Origin of the sequence: Streptomyces racemochromogenes, from assembly GCF_039535215.1 — a bacterium.
GTDB lineage: Bacteria > Actinomycetota > Actinomycetes > Streptomycetales > Streptomycetaceae > Streptomyces > Streptomyces racemochromogenes.
Window position 1 is genome coordinate 6749861 of sequence record NZ_BAAAWT010000001.1, and the last position, 15586, is coordinate 6765446.

General features: G+C 71.8%; 11 protein-coding genes. 3 read left to right on the plus strand and 8 right to left on the minus strand.

The features are described 5' to 3' along the window. Window position 1: 1 nt before the first annotated feature. A complete protein-coding gene (locus ABD973_RS31260) occupies window positions 2–2371 on the minus strand; it encodes a non-reducing end alpha-L-arabinofuranosidase family hydrolase (protein WP_345503512.1) in 2370 nt (789 codons plus the stop codon). A 325-nt stretch (window positions 2372–2696) separates the two neighbouring features. Continuing rightward, window positions 2697–4262, minus strand: coding sequence for a sigma-70 family RNA polymerase sigma factor (locus ABD973_RS31265; protein WP_241253114.1), 1566 nt, complete (start codon window positions 4260–4262; stop codon window positions 2697–2699). A gap of 182 nt (window positions 4263–4444) precedes the next feature. Between ABD973_RS31265 and ABD973_RS31270 the strand changes: the two genes are divergently transcribed. After that, the gene (locus tag ABD973_RS31270) at window positions 4445–5698 is read left to right on the plus strand and encodes a DUF418 domain-containing protein (RefSeq protein WP_345503514.1); all 1254 of its coding nucleotides are present in this window, start codon (window positions 4445–4447) and stop codon (window positions 5696–5698) included. Between the two features lie 389 nt (window positions 5699–6087). Here ABD973_RS31270 and aspA read toward each other — a convergent pair whose 3' ends face one another. The 5 genes from aspA to ABD973_RS31300 all read right to left on the minus strand — a co-directional run bounded on the left by aspA (window position 6088) and on the right by ABD973_RS31300 (window position 11675). Further along, window positions 6088–7497 (minus strand): aspartate ammonia-lyase, encoded by a 1410-nt coding sequence (gene aspA / locus ABD973_RS31280; protein WP_345503515.1) that lies wholly within the window; start codon window positions 7495–7497, stop codon window positions 6088–6090. A 61-nt stretch (window positions 7498–7558) separates the two neighbouring features. Continuing rightward, on the minus strand, window positions 7559–8599 hold the full coding sequence (locus ABD973_RS31285) for an asparaginase (RefSeq protein WP_345503516.1): 1041 nt from the start codon (window positions 8597–8599) through the stop codon (window positions 7559–7561). 85 nt (window positions 8600–8684) lie between these two features. Next, window positions 8685–10124 (minus strand): amino acid permease, encoded by a 1440-nt coding sequence (locus tag ABD973_RS31290; RefSeq protein WP_125820008.1) that lies wholly within the window; start codon window positions 10122–10124, stop codon window positions 8685–8687. Then, complete coding sequence (locus ABD973_RS31295; protein WP_125596373.1) at window positions 10121–10798, minus strand: FadR/GntR family transcriptional regulator; 678 nt, start codon at window positions 10796–10798, stop codon at window positions 10121–10123. Before ABD973_RS31295 ends, ABD973_RS31290 begins: the two co-directional genes overlap by 4 nt. 85 nt (window positions 10799–10883) lie before the next feature. Continuing rightward, entirely contained in the window at window positions 10884–11675 is a 792-nt protein-coding gene (locus ABD973_RS31300; protein ID WP_125820007.1) for a gamma-glutamyl-gamma-aminobutyrate hydrolase family protein, read from the minus strand. Between the two features lie 248 nt (window positions 11676–11923). Between ABD973_RS31300 and ABD973_RS31305 the strand changes: the two genes are divergently transcribed. Together ABD973_RS31305 and ABD973_RS31310 are read left to right on the plus strand one after the other, a co-directional pair. After that, window positions 11924–12886 (plus strand): LysR family transcriptional regulator, encoded by a 963-nt coding sequence (locus ABD973_RS31305; protein ID WP_164720822.1) that lies wholly within the window; start codon window positions 11924–11926, stop codon window positions 12884–12886. A 162-nt stretch (window positions 12887–13048) separates the two neighbouring features. Then, complete coding sequence (locus tag ABD973_RS31310; protein WP_125820005.1) at window positions 13049–14314, plus strand: hypothetical protein; 1266 nt, start codon at window positions 13049–13051, stop codon at window positions 14312–14314. A 34-nt stretch (window positions 14315–14348) separates the two neighbouring features. Here the strand turns inward: ABD973_RS31310 and mmsB are convergent, their stop codons facing one another. Further along, window positions 14349–15584 (minus strand): multiple monosaccharide ABC transporter permease, encoded by a 1236-nt coding sequence (gene mmsB, locus ABD973_RS31315; protein ID WP_345503521.1) that lies wholly within the window; start codon window positions 15582–15584, stop codon window positions 14349–14351. Between the last annotated feature and the right edge of the window lie 2 nt (window positions 15585–15586).

Here is a 15586-nt window from a genome sequence, read left to right on the forward strand (position 1 = left end):
GTCAGCGCTGCAGGGTGAGCAGACCCGGCCGGTACGGCAGCCGGTCGTAGGGGCCGCCTGCGGAGGGCGCCTTGCCCTGGTACAGGAACCGCAGGTTGCAGGGGTCGATGGTCATGGTCTGGTCGGGGTTGTCGCGGACCAGGTCACCGTGGCTGATGTCGTCGGTCCAGGTGGCGCCGCTGTTCGCCTTGCCCGCGAAGGGGCTGCTCTCGGCGGTGGCCTGGGCCGTCCACGGGCCGTTCAGACTGGGGGCGGTGAAGGAGCGGAAGTAGCGGGCCTGGTTCGCGCCCCTCGCCTCGACGATCATCAGGTACTGGTTGCGGCCCTGGACCTTGTAGACCTGCGGCGCCTCGAACAGCTTCTCGGGCGTGTCGCTCATGACCGTCGTGTACGAGGAACCGAAACTGCCCGGGAAGTTCCCGATCGGCATGCTCGCCCGGTAGATCTTGCCGTTGTCGCCGGCGAAGAAGAGGTACATGTTCTGGTCGTCGGCGATCAGCGTCTGGTCGATCGGGCCGGTGGGGGAGTCGGTGCGGGGGATGCTGCCGGTGAACAGCGGCTGCGGCGCGGACCAGCCCTCGGGGTTGGCCGGGTCGCTCGACGTGCGGTAGACGAAGGGCCACGCCCCCCACTGGTACGCCAGCACCCAGATCTTCTTGGGCGCGAAGTAGAACAGCGTGGGAGCCACCGCGGCCTGGCTCATCCCGGTCTGGCGGGCCGACGCCATGTCCGACCAGTTCGTGAAGGGCCCGGACATCATGGAGCCGTACGAGGAGCCCGAGAAGTTAGACCCGTACACCAGGTGCTTGCCGTTGTACATCACGTGGGTGAAGTCCTTCAGGGAGGTCCACCCGTTCGCCGGCTGCGCCAGCGCACCCGTCGACGTCCACCGGTACGCCGACGGAAGAGCACAGGTGCCCGACGGCGCGGGCGTCGCCGGGGCCGGAGCCCCGGAGGGGCCGGTCCACTTCTGGTTGCCGCCGGACCAGCAGGAGTGCAGCTGGATCCCGGTGCGGTTGGCGGTGCCCGCGCCGACGGCGTCGAGGCACAGCCCGGACTGGACACCGGAGATCGTGCCGTCGGGGTTCGTGTTCCACTGCTGGTGGGCGCCGCCGGTGCAGTCCTCGATGACCACCGCGGTGCCGTTGCCGGTGCCCTGGTCCTTGGCGGCCAGGCACTTGTCGCCGTACACCACCAGCTGCTTGCCCGAGGTGCGGGTCCAGCGCTGGTTGGCCTGCCCGTGGCAGTCCCACAGCTGTGCCTGGGTTCCGTTGGCCCTGGTGGAACCGTTGACGTCGATGCAGCGGCCGGAGGCTACGCCCTTGATCGTGCCGGTTCCGGTCCCGGGGGTGGTGCCGGAAACTGCCTTGAAGGCGTTCACGACGGCGGTGTGGGCGGCCTTCGGGTTGCCGTCGCCGTCGAACAGCAGGGGGTTCTCACCCTTGCGCCAGGAGTCGCTGTCGCGGATCCCCCAGACCGTGATGCCGGTACACCGGGTCACGGAGAGGCAGGCCTTCACCGCGGTGGTGTAGTGGGCCGGCGAGGCCTGGGCGATGTCCAGTTCGGTGATCTGGACGTCGACGCCCAGCGCGGCGAAGTTGGCCAGGGTGGTCTGGAAGCTCGCCGGGGGGCCGCCGGTGCCGAAGTGGCTCTGGAACCCCACGCAGTCGATCGGTACGCCACGCGACGTGAAGTCCTTGACCATGCTGTAGACGCCCTGGGTCTTGGCGTCCGACCAGTTCTCGATGTTGTAGTCGTTGTAGCAGAGCTTGGCGGAGGAGTCGGCCGCCCGCGCGGTGCGGAACGCCTCCTCGATGAAGCCGTTGCCCAGCACGTTCTGGAACACCGAGCCGCGGTGCTGGGTGGAGCCGTCGGCGAACGCCTCGTTGACCACGTCCCAGGAGTGGATCCTGCCCTTGTAGCGGGTCATCAACGTGGTGATGTGGTTGTTCATCACACCGCGCAGCGTGTTCGCGTCACCGATGGCGCTGACCCAGGACGGGAGCTGCGAGTGCCAGACGGCGGTGTGGCCGCGCAGGCGCTGACCGTGCGCCGCGGCATGGCCGACCACCTGGTCGGCCGGCCCGAAGGTGAAGGTGCCGCGGGACGGTTCGACGGCGTCCCACTTCATCTCGTTCTCCGGGGTGATCATGTTGAACTCCCGGTCCAGGATGCTGGCGTACCTCGCGTCGCCGAGCCTGCCGGCGGCCACGGCGGTGCCGAAGTACCTGCCCGAGGGTGCCGCCTGCGTGCCCAAGGGGGTTGCGGCTCCGGCAGAGCCGGGGAGGAGCGTCAGGACGCCGGCCACCAGCGCGGCGGCCGACAGGCCGATCGTCAGTGTCCGGCGACGCCGGCGGTGCAGGCCCTTCATGCCGCTCCTCGGTGGTCTCGGGCGGCCGGGACGGGGCTCGGCTCCTGGGTGCCGGGCGTGCGGCGTTCACGGGTATCTCGCGTCATGGGGCGCTTTCTTCCAAAGTCGTGCCGATGGGTGGCGGGGGACCCGTCACGCCGGCTCGCATGGTGAGCGGCGGGAGGAACCCCACGAAGTGGAGGCCTCCCGGCGCGGGGCCGCGTAACAAAAAAGTCGCGCCGTCCTGCCGAGCACCCCGTGATGCATCTCGCAGGCGAAAAGTGTTACGCCCGGCCCGTCGGTCCCGTCGGTCCCGTCGGTCGCCCTGTCGCTCGGCGGGCCGTGCTCAGGACCGGGCCTCGCGGACGACGAAGGAGGCCTGGCCGGCGAAGGCCCGGGTCCCGTCGGAGCCGTCGAGCCAGATGCCGCCGTCGCGGTGGCGGATGACCGCCCCCGGGTAGTTGTGGGAGTGCAGGGTCACCGACCCCGGGACCACCCCGGGACGCGGACAGAAGGTGGCGTCCTTCCGGAACAGTTCGCTGCCGTCGTCGGTGCTCAGCCGCAGCCGCAGGTAGTGGTGGCGGAGGTAACGGCCGTCCGCCGCGCGGAAGGTGACGCACTGTGGGTCGGACATCCCCCGGACCACCGTGAACGTGACGCGCTGCCGTGCCTGGGCGCCGCCGGACGCGGAGACCGCGCCCAGCGTCGCGAAGTCACCGGCATACGTCAGGTAGAGGTCGGGCTGGTCCACGGACTCCAGTGATCGCGCGCCCAGCGCGACAGTGCCCCCCGCTTCGGCGGACGGACTCGCCGACGGCGGTCCGGCCGGCGTGGGTGTGCCCGACGGGACCGGTGTGGGACGGCCGGCCGTGGGACCGGCCGCGGGAGCGGCGCTGACGTCGGGCACCCGGGGCGCCGGTTCCGGCCAGGCCGCGTAGGTGGCGGCCCCCGTGATGAGCACCGCGCCGGCGGCGAGACCCGCCAGCTGATGGGCGGTCACCGCGTGGAGCTTGCCGGCCACCGCCCCGTACGGACCGCCTCCCTTCACCGCCGCGGCGGCGGCCACGGGGACCATGGACGTCCCGGCGGCGCTCGCGGCCGTACCCGAGAGCAGGCCCTTGGCGGTCAGCGTGGCGACGAGTCCGGCGGGGACGGCCAGCGGGGCGAGGCTGAGGAGCAGCAGCTCGGCAGGGACCCGGTTCGTCGCCGTCGCGGTGCAGGCCGCGCAGTCGCGGGTGTGCCGCGCGATCCGCTTCCGCCACACCGATGTACGCAGACCGTCCCATCCGGCGACGGTCTCGCCCAGCTGCGGGCACCGCGGACGGATCGCCAGCGCGGCGACGATCGTCCGGCTCAGTTCCAGCTGCTCGCGCATGCGTTGCAGGCGCACTCCGGCGTGGGCGACGGTGAGGCCCGTCGCGGCGGCGATGTCCTCACGGCTCAGCAGCCCGGCCCGCTCCTGCCACCACAGTGAGAGGAGCACCTGGTGGTCCGGATCGAGCCACCGGCCGGCTTCGGCGATCTGACGGCGCTCGTCCGACACGTGGAGACGCAGGATCGTCGCGTCCTCGGGTTCGGGGGCGGCGTCCGGCAGGTGGAGCGCCTCGTCCATGACCGCGGTCCGGCCGGCGAAGACGCGCTGCCGCTGCCAGTGGGTCTGTATCTGGCGGAGCGTGATCGCGACCAGCCAGGAGCGGAAGCTGTCGGGAGCACGCAAGGCCGGCAGATCGCGCACCACGCGCAACAGCGTCTCCTGGACGACGTCGTCGGCGTCGGCATGCCCGCTCACGGCCCGCCGGACGATGTTGTAGATCAACGGGAGGTAGGCGGCGATCAGCTCTTCGCGCGCCCGGTCGTCCCCGGCCTGCGCCGCGACGACCAGCCCCGCGTGGTCCGCGTCCATGAGCCCCATTCCCACCTTCCTCGATACGGCGTCAGACCCTAGCGTCCGCGAGCGCGCGCGACGAAACAGGGACTCCGCGACGGCTTCCGCCCCGGCCCGCCGGTCGGCGGGGTGGTCCCGGCCGGTCGGCGGGGGTGACACCGAAGCCTGCCGGATGGTCCGCCTCCCCGCGGCATCGCGAGATTCTCCGTATGACATGGATTCAGTCGCCGCAGGGGACGCCGGCCGCGCACGAGAACCCGCCTCCACTGCCCTCCGACCCACCCCCGTCGGCCGGGACGGCCCCGGGCGGGCCCTCGTTCGGGCGCCTGGTGGGGGTGGACCTGGCCCGGGCACTGGCGGTGTTCGGCATGTACATCGTCCACATCGGCCCGACGCTGTCGGCGACGTCCGGCGTCGGCACCTGGGTCCGGTACCTGGCCGACGGTCACTCGTCGGTGCTGTTCGCCACCCTCGCCGGCTTCTCGCTGATGCTGATCGCCGGCCGCCGTGAGCCGAAGACCGGCATGGCGGGCCGGCAGGCGAAGGCGCGGATCGCGATCCGCGCCCTGGTCCTGCTGGCGTTGGGCACCGTACTGGCGATGGAGTACGGGGGCGTGATCATCCTCGGCTTCTACGGCGTCTACTTCCTCCTCGCCCTGCCCCTGCTGCGGCTGCCGGCCAGGACCCTCGCGATCGTCGCGGCCGGGCTCGCGCTCGTGACACCGCAGCTGGCGTTCGTCCTGAACTCGCTGCTGAGCGAGTCCGTCCGGCAGGGCATCGACGCCTACGACCCGCTCAAGGCGCTCAGCGAGGTGGGCGTGCTCGATCTGCTGCTCACCGGCTTCTACCCGGCGATCACGTGGACGTCGTTCGTGGTCGCCGGGATGGCACTCGCCCGCCTCGACCTGTCGGCCGTCCCCGTCCAGCGGCGCCTGGCCGCGCTCGGTGCCGGCCTGGCCGCCGGCGCGTACGGGCTGTCCCTGCTGCTGGCGGGCAAGGACGCGCTGCAAAGCAGCGCCGAGGACGGGAAGCCGTCCGCCGGGTCCGGGGCGGCGTCCTCCTTCGGCAGCGGATCGCCCGAGCCCCACGGGGCCGCCCCGGACCTGCTGTCCGCCGGGCCGCACACCGGCACGACGTTCGACATCGTCGGCAGCGTGGGCGTCGCGATCCTGGTCATCGTGGGTGCGACGGTGCTGATGGACCGCCTGCCCCGTCTGCGGCGCCTGGCGAAGCCGGTCATCGCCGTGGGGACCATGTCCCTGACGGCCTACGTCGGCCACTTCCTCGTGCAGTCCCTGCTCGGCGTGTCGGCGGGCGAGAGCACCCGGCAGTCGTGGGTGCCGGTGCTCTGCTTCATCCTCGGGGCGATCGTCTTCGCGGCGCTCTGGTCCCGCTTCTTCCGCCGCGGCCCCCTCGAGGCGCTGCTCAACGCCGCCACCAAGCCGGCCGCGTACGTCCGGTGACGCGTTCCCGGGGTGGGTGGCCTTCACGACCCGCCCCGGGGACGGCTGCCGGAATCCGGCTGTAGGCACTGGCGGCCCGCCGTATCGCGTCACCGACCGGACTGCCGGCCTCAGCAGCCGAAGTCAGATCACCCGGCTGCATCCGGTCCACCGCGGGGAGCCGCAGCCGCAGCAGTCGGCCGATGAGACTGCGGCGAGCGGCTAGGACCACCGACTCCGCCGTCCGCTCCGGCACGTAGGCGCCGCACGCCTCGGCGACGGTGCTCAGCAGCACCGGCACGGTCAGGGCCACCAGGACGGTGGCGATCGTCGGGTACACCCCCGCCAAGTGGCCGGCAGCCCCTTTCGCGTACGGGGACGGCCCGGGAGACGTGTCGGCTCGGGCGCCGTCAGGGACGGGCCGGGCCGGTTCCCGCGAGCACCTCGGGCCGCAGCAGGGCGGCGAGCCGCTCGGCCGGCAGCAGGCCGCGCTCCAGGACGAGTTCGGCCACCCCCCGGCCGCTGGCGAGGGCCTCCTTGGCGATGTCGGTGGCGGCGGTGTACCCGATGTGCGGGTTCAGGGCGGTCACCAGGCCGATGGAGTTCTCGACGGTGGCGCGCAGCATCTCGGTGTTGGCGGTGATGCCGCTCACGCAGCGTTCCGCGAGGGTGAGGCAGGCCGCGCGCAGGTGGGTGACGGACTTCGACAGCGAGTGCAGGATGACCGGCTCGAAGGCGTTGAGCTGGAGCTGTCCGGCTTCGGCGGCCATCGTGATGGTGATGTCGTTGCCGATGACCTCGAAGGCGACCTGGTTGACGACCTCGGGGATCACCGGGTTGACCTTGCCGGGCATGATGCTCGACCCCGCCTGGACCGGCGGCAGGTTGATCTCGCCGAGCCCGGCGCGGGGCCCGGAGGACAGCAGGCGCAGGTCGTTGCAGGTCTTGGACAGCTTGACGGCGATGCGCTTGAGGACGCCGGACATCTGGACGAAGGCGCCGCAGTCCTGGGTGGCCTCGACCAGGTCGGGAGCGGTGACCAGGGACAGGCCCGTGATGTCGGCGAGGTGGCGGCGGGCGGCCTCGGCGTATCCGGCCGGGGCGTTGAGACCGGTGCCGATGGCGGTGGCGCCGAGGTTGATCTCGTGGATGAGTCCGAGGGCCTCCGCGAGTCGGCTGCGGTCCTCGTCCAGCATGACGGCGAAGGCGGAGAACTCCTGTCCGAGCGTCATCGGCACGGCGTCCTGGAGCTGGGTGCGGCCCATCTTGAGCACGTCGTGGAACTCGGCGGCCTTGGCGGCGAACGCGTCCTGCAGGACGGCCATGGCGTCGAGCAGGCCGCGCACCGCGAAGACCGTCGCGATGCGTACGGCGGTGGGGTAGACGTCGTTGGTGGACTGGCCGAGGTTGACGTCCTCGTTGGGGTGCAGGTGCCCGTACGCGCCCCTGGCGTGGCCCAGCAGCTCCAGCGCCCGGTTGGCGATGACCTCGTTCGCGTTCATGTTGGTCGAGGTGCCCGCGCCGCCCTGGATGACGTCGACGACGAACTGGTCGTGGAGCTTGCCGCCGCGGATCTCCTGGCAGGCGGTGACGATGGCCGCCGCCTTCGTGGGCTCCAGCAGGCCGAGTTCACCGTTGGCGAGGGCCGCGGCCTCCTTGACGGCGGCGAGGGCGTCGATCAGGTGCGGGTAGGCGGAGATCGGCGTGCCGGTGATGGGGAAGTTCTCGGTGGCGCGCAGGGTGTGGACGCCCCAGTAGGCGTCGGCGGGGACGTCGCGGTCTCCGAGCAGGTCGTGCTCACTGCGGCTGGAGGCGGTCATGGGTGTGCTGGTCCTCTTCCTGAGGTGGGCGGATCAAGGTGGGGAAAGGGGAGGGCGGGAGTCAGGAGGTGGGGGTCGCGGTCGCGGTCGCGGTGGCGGTGGCGCCCGGCGGGTCCAGGCTCGCCACCGGGCGGACGCCCCCGACGGTCCGGCCGCCGCCGGTCACCGGCTCGCCCGTGAACCCGGCGAGCAGCCGGGGCTCGACTCCCGCTTGGGCGAGAGCGGCGGCCGTCACGGCGGTACGCGCGCGGTCGGCCCCGTCGGCGATCTTCACGGCGACGGCCGGGCCGCCCGGCAGCGCGGCGACCTGGACGCCCTCGAAGCCGTCCTTGGCCAGCAGCCCGGGCACCGCGCGCATCAGCGCGGCGGTGTCCCGCCCGGTACCGGAGGCCATCTCCGGGTGGAGGCGCAGTGCCTTCGCCACGCGGTGCTCGGCGGTGTCCGGGGCGGCCGTGGCGATACGGGCGGCGGCGCGGGCCAGCCCGTGCAGGGACACCGCGAACAGCGGGGATCCGCAGCCGTCGACGGTGACGTGCGCGATGCGCTGGCCGGTGAGTTCCTCGACGGCCTCGGCGATCATCCGCTGGAGCGGATGGTCCGCGTCGAGGTAGGTCTCCAGGGGCCAGCCGGACAGCCGGCACAGGTACAGCATCGCGGCGTGCTTGCCGGAGCAGTTCTGGGCGAGCCGGGACGGCCCGCGGCCCTCGCGGATCCAGGTGTCCCGGACGGCCGGCGCGTAGGGCAGGTCGGGGACGTTGCGCAGGTCGGCCTCGGTGAGACCGGCCAGCTCCAGGATCAGCCGGGTGCCCGCGAGGTGGTGCTCCTCGCCGGAGTGGCTGCCCATCGCGAGGGAGAGCAGGCCGCCGTCGAGCGGCAGTCCGGCCCGCACCATCGCGACGGCCTGGAGCGGCTTGAGCGCCGAACGCGGATAGCAGGCGGCCTCGATGTCTCCGAGGCCCATGCGGACCTCGCCCTCGCCGTCGAGGACGACGACGGAACCGTAGTGGACTCCCTCGATCACACCGCCCCGCATGACGTGGGCGACGGGGGCGTGCCGGGGCTCGCGGATCGCGGGGGCGTCCGCGAGGGAACTGCTGCGCATCACTGCCTCGTTCTGTGGTGGGTCGCTGCTGACCGGGGGGCGGCGACCGCCGCCCCCCGGCGCAGGAGGACGGGTGGCGTCCGGCTCAGTCGCCGCTGCCGGCGGCGGTGCGCGCCACGCGGCCGCGGACGGCGTACCAGCCGGCGACCAGCGCCGCGGCGATCAGCGGTACGCACAGCACGGTGGTGCGTGCGGCCCCTCCGTCGGCGTACATGAGGACCAGGACGGAGGCGAGGAAGGCCAGCGTCACCAGCTCGGTCCACGGGGAGCCGGGCAGGCGGTAGGAGGGGCGGGTGAGCTCGCCGCTGCGGGTCTTCCGCCAGAAGAGGAGGTGGCAGAGCATGATCATGCCCCAGGTGGCGAGGATGCCGATCGCGGCGAGGTTGAGGACGATCTCGAACGCGTCGGCGGGGACCACGAAGTTGAGCCCCACGCCCAGGACGCACATGCCGCTGGTGAGGAGGATGCCGCCGTAGGGGACCTGGGAGCGGCTGAGCCGGGCGGTGAAGCGCGGGGCGGAGCCGTTGACGGCCATCGAGCGCAGGATGCGGCCGGTGGAGTAGAGGCCGGAGTTGAGCGAGGACATCGCCGCGGTGAGGACGACCAGGTTCATCACGTCGCCGGCGGCGGGGACGCCGATGTGGGAGAGCACGGTCACGAACGGGCTCTGGCCGGCGCTGTAGCTGCTCCAGGGCATCAGCATCGACAGCAGGATGACCGAGCCGACGTAGAAGAGGCCCACGCGCCACATGATCGAGTTGATCGCCTTGGGCATGATCGCCTCGGGGTTCTCCGTCTCACCGGCCGTGACGCCGACCAGCTCGACGGAGGCGTAGGCGAAGACGACGCCCTGGACGATCAGCAGCATGGGAAGCAGGCCGTTGGGGAAGATCCCGCCGTTGTCGGTGATCAGGGAGGGGCCGGGCACGGTCCCGTCGACGGGGTGCCGGGTCACCAGGAGGAAGATCCCGATACCCATGAAGACGACCAGGGCACTGACCTTGACGATGGCGAACCAGAACTCCAGTTCGCCGAAGATCCGCACCGAGATCAGGTTCACGGTGAGGACCACGGCCAGGGCTATGAGGGCGATCACCCACTGGGGGACATCGGAGAACAGGTGCCAGTAGTGGGTGTAGGTGGCGACGGCGGTGATGTCGGCGATGCCGGTGGTCGCCCAGTTCAGGAAGTACATCCAGCCCGCGGTGTAGGCGCCCTTCTCCCCGAGGAACTCACGGGCGTAGGAGACGAAGGCCCCGGAGGACGGCCGGTACAGGACGAGTTCGCCGAGCGCCCGCACGACGAGGAACGCGAAGATCCCGCAGACGGCGTAGGCGACGAACAGGGAGGGACCGGCGTCGGCGAGGCGTCCGCCCGCCCCGAGGAAGAGCCCGGTGCCGATCGCACCCCCGATGGCGATCATGTTGACGTGCCGGGGTTTCAAGGACTTGCTGTAGCCGGTGTCGCCGGCGTCGACGTGACGGGTCGTGGGGCGCTTCTCGTCTTTGAGGAACTGCTCGCTCACGCCTCGGGTCTGCCTTCCGTAGGGGCGGTTGTGCGCTGGGGGCGCACGATGTCGGTGAGGGTCGTCTCGACCCGGAGCAGGTGGTGGGACATGGCTTCCACCGCGTCGTGCTCGCTGCCGTCGGCCAGCGCCTCGAGGATCGCCCGGTGCTCGCAGTTGGACTGCTCGCGCCGGCCGCCCAGTTCGTTGAGGAAGGTCGACTGACGCGCCAGTGCGTCGCGGATCTCCTCGATGACACGGCGGAAGACGGGGTTGCGGGAGGCCTCGGCCACCGCCAGGTGGAAGACGGTGTCCATCGCCACCCACGCGGTGGTGTCGGTCTCGTGTTCCATCCGGTCCAGCAGGTGGCCCAGATGGTCCAGGTCCTCGGGGGTGCGGCGCAGCGCGGCGTACCCGGCGACCGGGATCTCGACGTGCCGGCGCACCTCCAGCAGGTCGCTGGCGGCGTAGTCGCCGAAGGTGGGGTCCTCGACCGTGTTGGCCACCACGAAGGTGCCCTTGCCGCTCTTGGAGACGGTCAGCCCCATGGCCTGCAGGGCCCGCAGGGCCTCCCGCAGCACGGGCCGGCTGACTTCGAGGGTGCGGCACAACTCGGCTTCGGAGGGGAGCTTGTCGCCCACGACGTACTCCCCGCGCTCGATGGCGCTGCGCAGGTGGCCGAAGACCGCTTCCATGGCGCTGACGCGCCGCGGGAGGGGGCCACCTGTCTGGCTGTCTGACAGGTTCACGGTGTGATCCTGCGGCGTGTGCCCCGGGGTGTCAAGACACCTGTGTCGGGAAAATCCGGCCCGGCGCGCTTCGCACCGTGCGCGCGTTCCGTCCAGCCGTCCGGGCCGGACCGGTGCCTTCGGCGGAGCCCGCGGCGGCCACCAGGGCCCGCATGACCGGCGCGTCGGCACCCATCTCCGGGTGCCACTGGACGCCCACGGCGAAGCGGTGCCGGGTGCTCTCGATCGCCTCGACGGTGCCGTCCGCCGCACGGGCGGCGACGATCCACCCCGCGCCGAGGCGGTCCACCGCCTGATGGTGGTGCGTGGCCACCTGGTGCGTCCCCGGCAACAGGGCGCCGACCCGTGTCCCGGGCACCGTGGTCACGGGGTGGGCGCAGAAGTGGCCCCGGTAGGGGTTGTGGCCGTCGTGGCCCACGCTGTCGGGCAGGTGCTGGATCAGGGTGCCGCCCTCGTGTACGTTCATCAGCTGCATCCCCCGGCACACCCCGAGCACGGGTATGCCGCGGGCGAGGCCGGCGGCCAGTACGGCCCGCTCCCACCCGTCGCGCTCGCGCACCGGCGGCCCGGTACGCGGATGGGGCACGGCCCCGTACAGTGCGGGATCCAGATCCTCGCCCCCCGCCAGGACGATCGCGTCCAGCCGCTCGACCAGGTCGGCCGCTGCCTCCGGCGCGTCCGGCGGCAGCAGTACGGCGCGGCCGCCGGACGCCCGGACGCAGTCCGCGTAGGCCGCGGGCAGCACTGCGGCGGGGAGGTCCCACTCACCCCACTGCGCGTGGGCGAGGTAGGTGGTGATTCCGATGAGCGGTGGCTGGGGCATACCACTTCCTTTCGGGGCATGAGGGGTGACCGTCGGCAGCCGGAGCCGAACCGGACGCCCCCGCCGCGGCAGGCTGCGGCGGAGGGCGCGGGGGTACCGGCGGAGGTCACCGGGACGGCGGGGGAGGTGTGTTCGCGGGCCAAGGGCGCAGGCTTGCGTTTTTCTTGCCGCTGGCAAGAATCCTCCTGGCGTTCATCTCCAATCACAAGAAAACACATCTTCGCGACAGATAAGTGAGCCTTAACTCCGTGCACGCACTCGACCCCCGCCTGCTCGCCACCCTCGAAGCCGTCGTACGGCACGGCTCCTTCAGCGCCGCCGCCCGCGAACTCGGCTACAGTCCGCCCGCCGTCTCCCAGCAGATCGCCGAACTCGAACGCCGCGCCGGCCTGCGGGTGCTCGAGCGCCGCCCCGTGCGCGCCACACCGGCCGGCGAGGTCCTCCTCGGCGCGGAGCAGGGCGTCCGCAGCGCACTGGTGGCGGCCTCGGCCGAGCTCGGCGCCATGCGCGCCGGTACGGCCGGACGGATCCGGCTCGGAGCCTTCGCCTCCGCCGCCACCGGCATCGTTCCGCAGGCGCTGGCCCGGCTCCACGCGGCCTACCCCCACGTGCAGGTCAGCCTCAGCCAGCTGGAACCCGAGGCCGGCTACAACCGGCTCAAGCGGGGGGACATGGATCTGGCCCTGAGCTACGACTACGACTTCATCCCCGTCCCGCCGCCCCGGATGCTGCGCCGGACGCTGGTCGCCCGGGACCCGGTGGTGGCCGTCGTCCCGGCACACCACCACCTGGCCGGCCGTGAGGTCATCGACCTGGCCAGCCTCGCCTCCGAGACGTGGATCGCGGCCCCCGAGGCCGCGCTGCGCCTGGAACTGCTCTCGCAGATGGCCAACACGCCCGGCTTCCAGGCGCGCCTGCAATACGAGGGGGACGACTTCAACACCGTGCTCGGGTTCGTGGCCGCGGGCTTGTGCGTGGCCGTCATGCCGCGGCTCGCCCTGCCGCGCACCCACGCCCAGGTCGTGGCGCGCCCCCTGGCCGAGCCGCGGCTGACGCGCTTCATCTACGCCGTCCGCATCGACACCCGGCACACCCCGCGCGCCGTCCTGGACCTGGAGGAGATGCTCGCCGCGCAGGCGCTGGCCGCGCTCTCGCAAGGGGGCACGGCATCCCCGGGCCGGGCGGATGAACGGATCGCGGAGGCTACGTGAAAAGTGGCCAACTTGGCGGCCGCCGCACGCGCGTAGAACCCACCGGCACACCGGACTTCCCCTCGTGTCCGACTACCGGACACGATGGCTGAAATTTAAACTATGGTGTGACGGGCACACTACGTTTGCCGCGGTTGACGTTCCACCGAGAGGAAACCCCTCATGACCGCAGCCGATTTCGCGCCACTCACGGCGCACGTCCTCACCGGGTACCGCCCCGAGGACGGATTCATGGCCGCAGAGCTGGACCCGCCCCCGGCCGAGTACGTATGGCACGACGAGAACGCCGAAGAGCAGGACCGGCGTTATGGTCCGGGAGTCGGCTACCAGCAGTGGCTGGCGGTGAACGCCCGCGACGGTTCCGTCTGGTTCGGCGACACCGACTGGCGGGCCCCGCAGGAGTCCGCCGGCAGCCGCCTCCCCGGCACCCCCCGCAAGGCACTCGGCGACGGGACCGTCCCCGACCCCGGGATCATGGTGCAGCTGCTCGGCCACCTGAGCCACGACGAACAACGGGGCTGCGCCTGGCGGTTCTTCGACGTCGAGGAGCTGCACGCGCTCGCGGAGCGCGTCCTGCCCGCCGTGCAGCGACTCGTGGACTCGATCCACCGGCTCGGGCCCGCAGGCGAGCTGGAGTGGTCGGCCGAGGCGGCCACCGCATGGGACGACATCGAGCAGGCCGCGACCCCCGCGTTCGACCCCTCCGGTGAACTCCACTGGCCGCGACCGCGCATGACTCCGGTAGCGGCCTGGCGCATCGAGGTCGGCGCCTTCCTGGACGCCAACCCCGAGCTGTGCGACCCCTCCTGGGCCGTGGCCTCCGACGCCGAACTCGACGCGTTCGCCGACTACCACCCCGCCACCGGCTACGGGGGAGTACCGGGCAGGACCTGCCACATCGCCGACCGGCACATCGAGGACGGCTTCACCTTCTACGGCCACCGCGCCGCCCTGTACGCCTACCGTGCGAGGGCGTCCGGCGACCGCACCCCGACGGACGCCCGCACCTGGCTGGAGACCACGGAGGCCGGCAAGAGCACCTGGGAGGCGGCCAAACCCCCCGGCGCCACCCTCGCCGACGTCCCCGACTACGTGCTCACCGACCTGACCGACAGGTTCCAGAACGCCGCGCGCGAACACGGGCTCGTCCTGACCGGACTCGCCACCTACCTCCGGAACCTGCGCGCCGAGGAACGCGCCGGCGTCGACCAGCAGCTCCGCTTCGAAGGCCACGAAGTCGAACGCCTCGAGAACCTGCTCAAGGACTTCCGCGCCGGACGGAACCGCACCGTGGCACGGATCCTGGCCTGGTCCGACGGGCGCAGCGACGCCGAGATAGCCCGCCTGGCCTCCCTGCCCGACGAACACGTCGGCCAGTGGCGGGCCCGTCTGAACGACGAACAGACCCCCACGCCCCCCGGACCGTGAGGCACGCGCGGCCACGACGGCCACGACCAGGGCGTCAGGCTCCGGCCCTGCGCTTGTTGTAGACGTCGAACCCGACGGCCGCCAGCAGGACCAGGCCCTTGATCACCTGCTGGTAGTCGGTGCCCACGCCGACCAGCGACATCCCGTTGTTCAGCACGCCGAGCACCAGACCGCCGGTGAGCGCACCGAGGACGGTACCCACACCGCCGCTCGCGGAGGCGCCGCCGATGAAGGCGGCTGCGATGGCCTCCAACTCGAAGTTGATGCCGGCCTGCGGCGTCCCGGCGTTGAGCCGCGCGGCGAACACCATCCCGGCGAGGGCCGCGAGGACGCCCATGTTCACGAAGGCCAGGAAGACGACCCGCTTGCTCTTCACCCCGGACAGCCGCGCCGCGGCCTCGTTGCCACCGATGGCGTAGGTGTGGCGGCCGAGGACCGAGTTGCGCATCACGTACCCGAAGACGGCCAGCAGGACGCCGAGCAGCAGCAGGACGATCGGCGCTCCGTGGTAGCTGGCCAGCAGCAGGGTGAAGGCCACGACGGCCGCGGTGACGGCGCCGAGCTTCACCAGGAACAACCCGGCCGGCAGCGGCCGCAGCCCGTACGAGGCGGCCCGCCGCCGCCCGCGCACCTCTTGCAGGATCGCGACGGCCAGCACCGCGAGGCCCAGCAGGAGGGTGAGGTTGTGGTAGTCGGTGTGGGGCCCGACCTCGGGGAGGAAGCCGCTGCTGATGTTCTGGAAACCCTTGGGGAACGGCGCCACCGACTGGCCCTGGAGGAGGATCTGGGTCCCACCGCGGAACAGCAGCATTCCGGCCAGCGTGACGATGAACGAGGGGACCCCGAGGTAGGCGATCCAGAACCCCTGCCAGGCTCCGGCGAGGGCCCCGATCAGCAGCGCGGCCGTCAGCGCCAGGGGCCAGGGAGTCCTGTGCTCGACCATCATCACCGCCGCGGCCGCCCCGACGAACGCGGCGAGCGACCCGACCGAGAGGTCGATGTGCCCGGCGATGATCACGATCATCATGCCGATGGCCAGGATGAGGATGTAGCCGTTCTGCTGGATCAGGTTGGTGATGTTGAGCGGCTGGAGCAGGATGCCGCCCGTCCAGACCTGGAACAGCAGCACGATCAGCGCCAGCGCCAGCAGCATCCCGTACTGGCGCAGGTTGCCGCGCAGCGCTCGGGCCAGTACGGCTCCGGCCGAAGGCCCTCGTCCGCTCTCCTGCGTGCCGGGTGTGGCGTCCGGGGTGGTTCGGGTCTGCGCCATGC

Bases quoted from the DNA above. Each gene is read 5' to 3' on its own strand.
- ABD973_RS31260 (WP_345503512.1), bottom strand. From the start codon at position 2,371: ATGAAGGGCCTGCACCGCCGGCGTCGCCGGACACTGACGATCGGCCTG.
- ABD973_RS31265 (WP_241253114.1), bottom strand. From the start codon at position 4,262: ATGGGGCTCATGGACGCGGACCACGCGGGGCTGGTCGTCGCGGCGCAG.
- ABD973_RS31270 (WP_345503514.1), top strand. From the start codon at position 4,445: ATGACATGGATTCAGTCGCCGCAGGGGACGCCGGCCGCGCACGAGAAC.
- aspA (WP_345503515.1), bottom strand. From the start codon at position 7,497: ATGACCGCCTCCAGCCGCAGTGAGCACGACCTGCTCGGAGACCGCGAC.
- ABD973_RS31285 (WP_345503516.1), bottom strand. From the start codon at position 8,599: ATGCGCAGCAGTTCCCTCGCGGACGCCCCCGCGATCCGCGAGCCCCGG.
- ABD973_RS31295 (WP_125596373.1), bottom strand. From the start codon at position 10,798: ATGGAAGCGGTCTTCGGCCACCTGCGCAGCGCCATCGAGCGCGGGGAG.
- ABD973_RS31300 (WP_125820007.1), bottom strand. From the start codon at position 11,675: ATGCCCCAGCCACCGCTCATCGGAATCACCACCTACCTCGCCCACGCG.
- ABD973_RS31310 (WP_125820005.1), top strand. From the start codon at position 13,049: ATGACCGCAGCCGATTTCGCGCCACTCACGGCGCACGTCCTCACCGGG.
- mmsB (WP_345503521.1), bottom strand. From the start codon at position 15,584: ATGGCGCAGACCCGAACCACCCCGGACGCCACACCCGGCACGCAGGAG.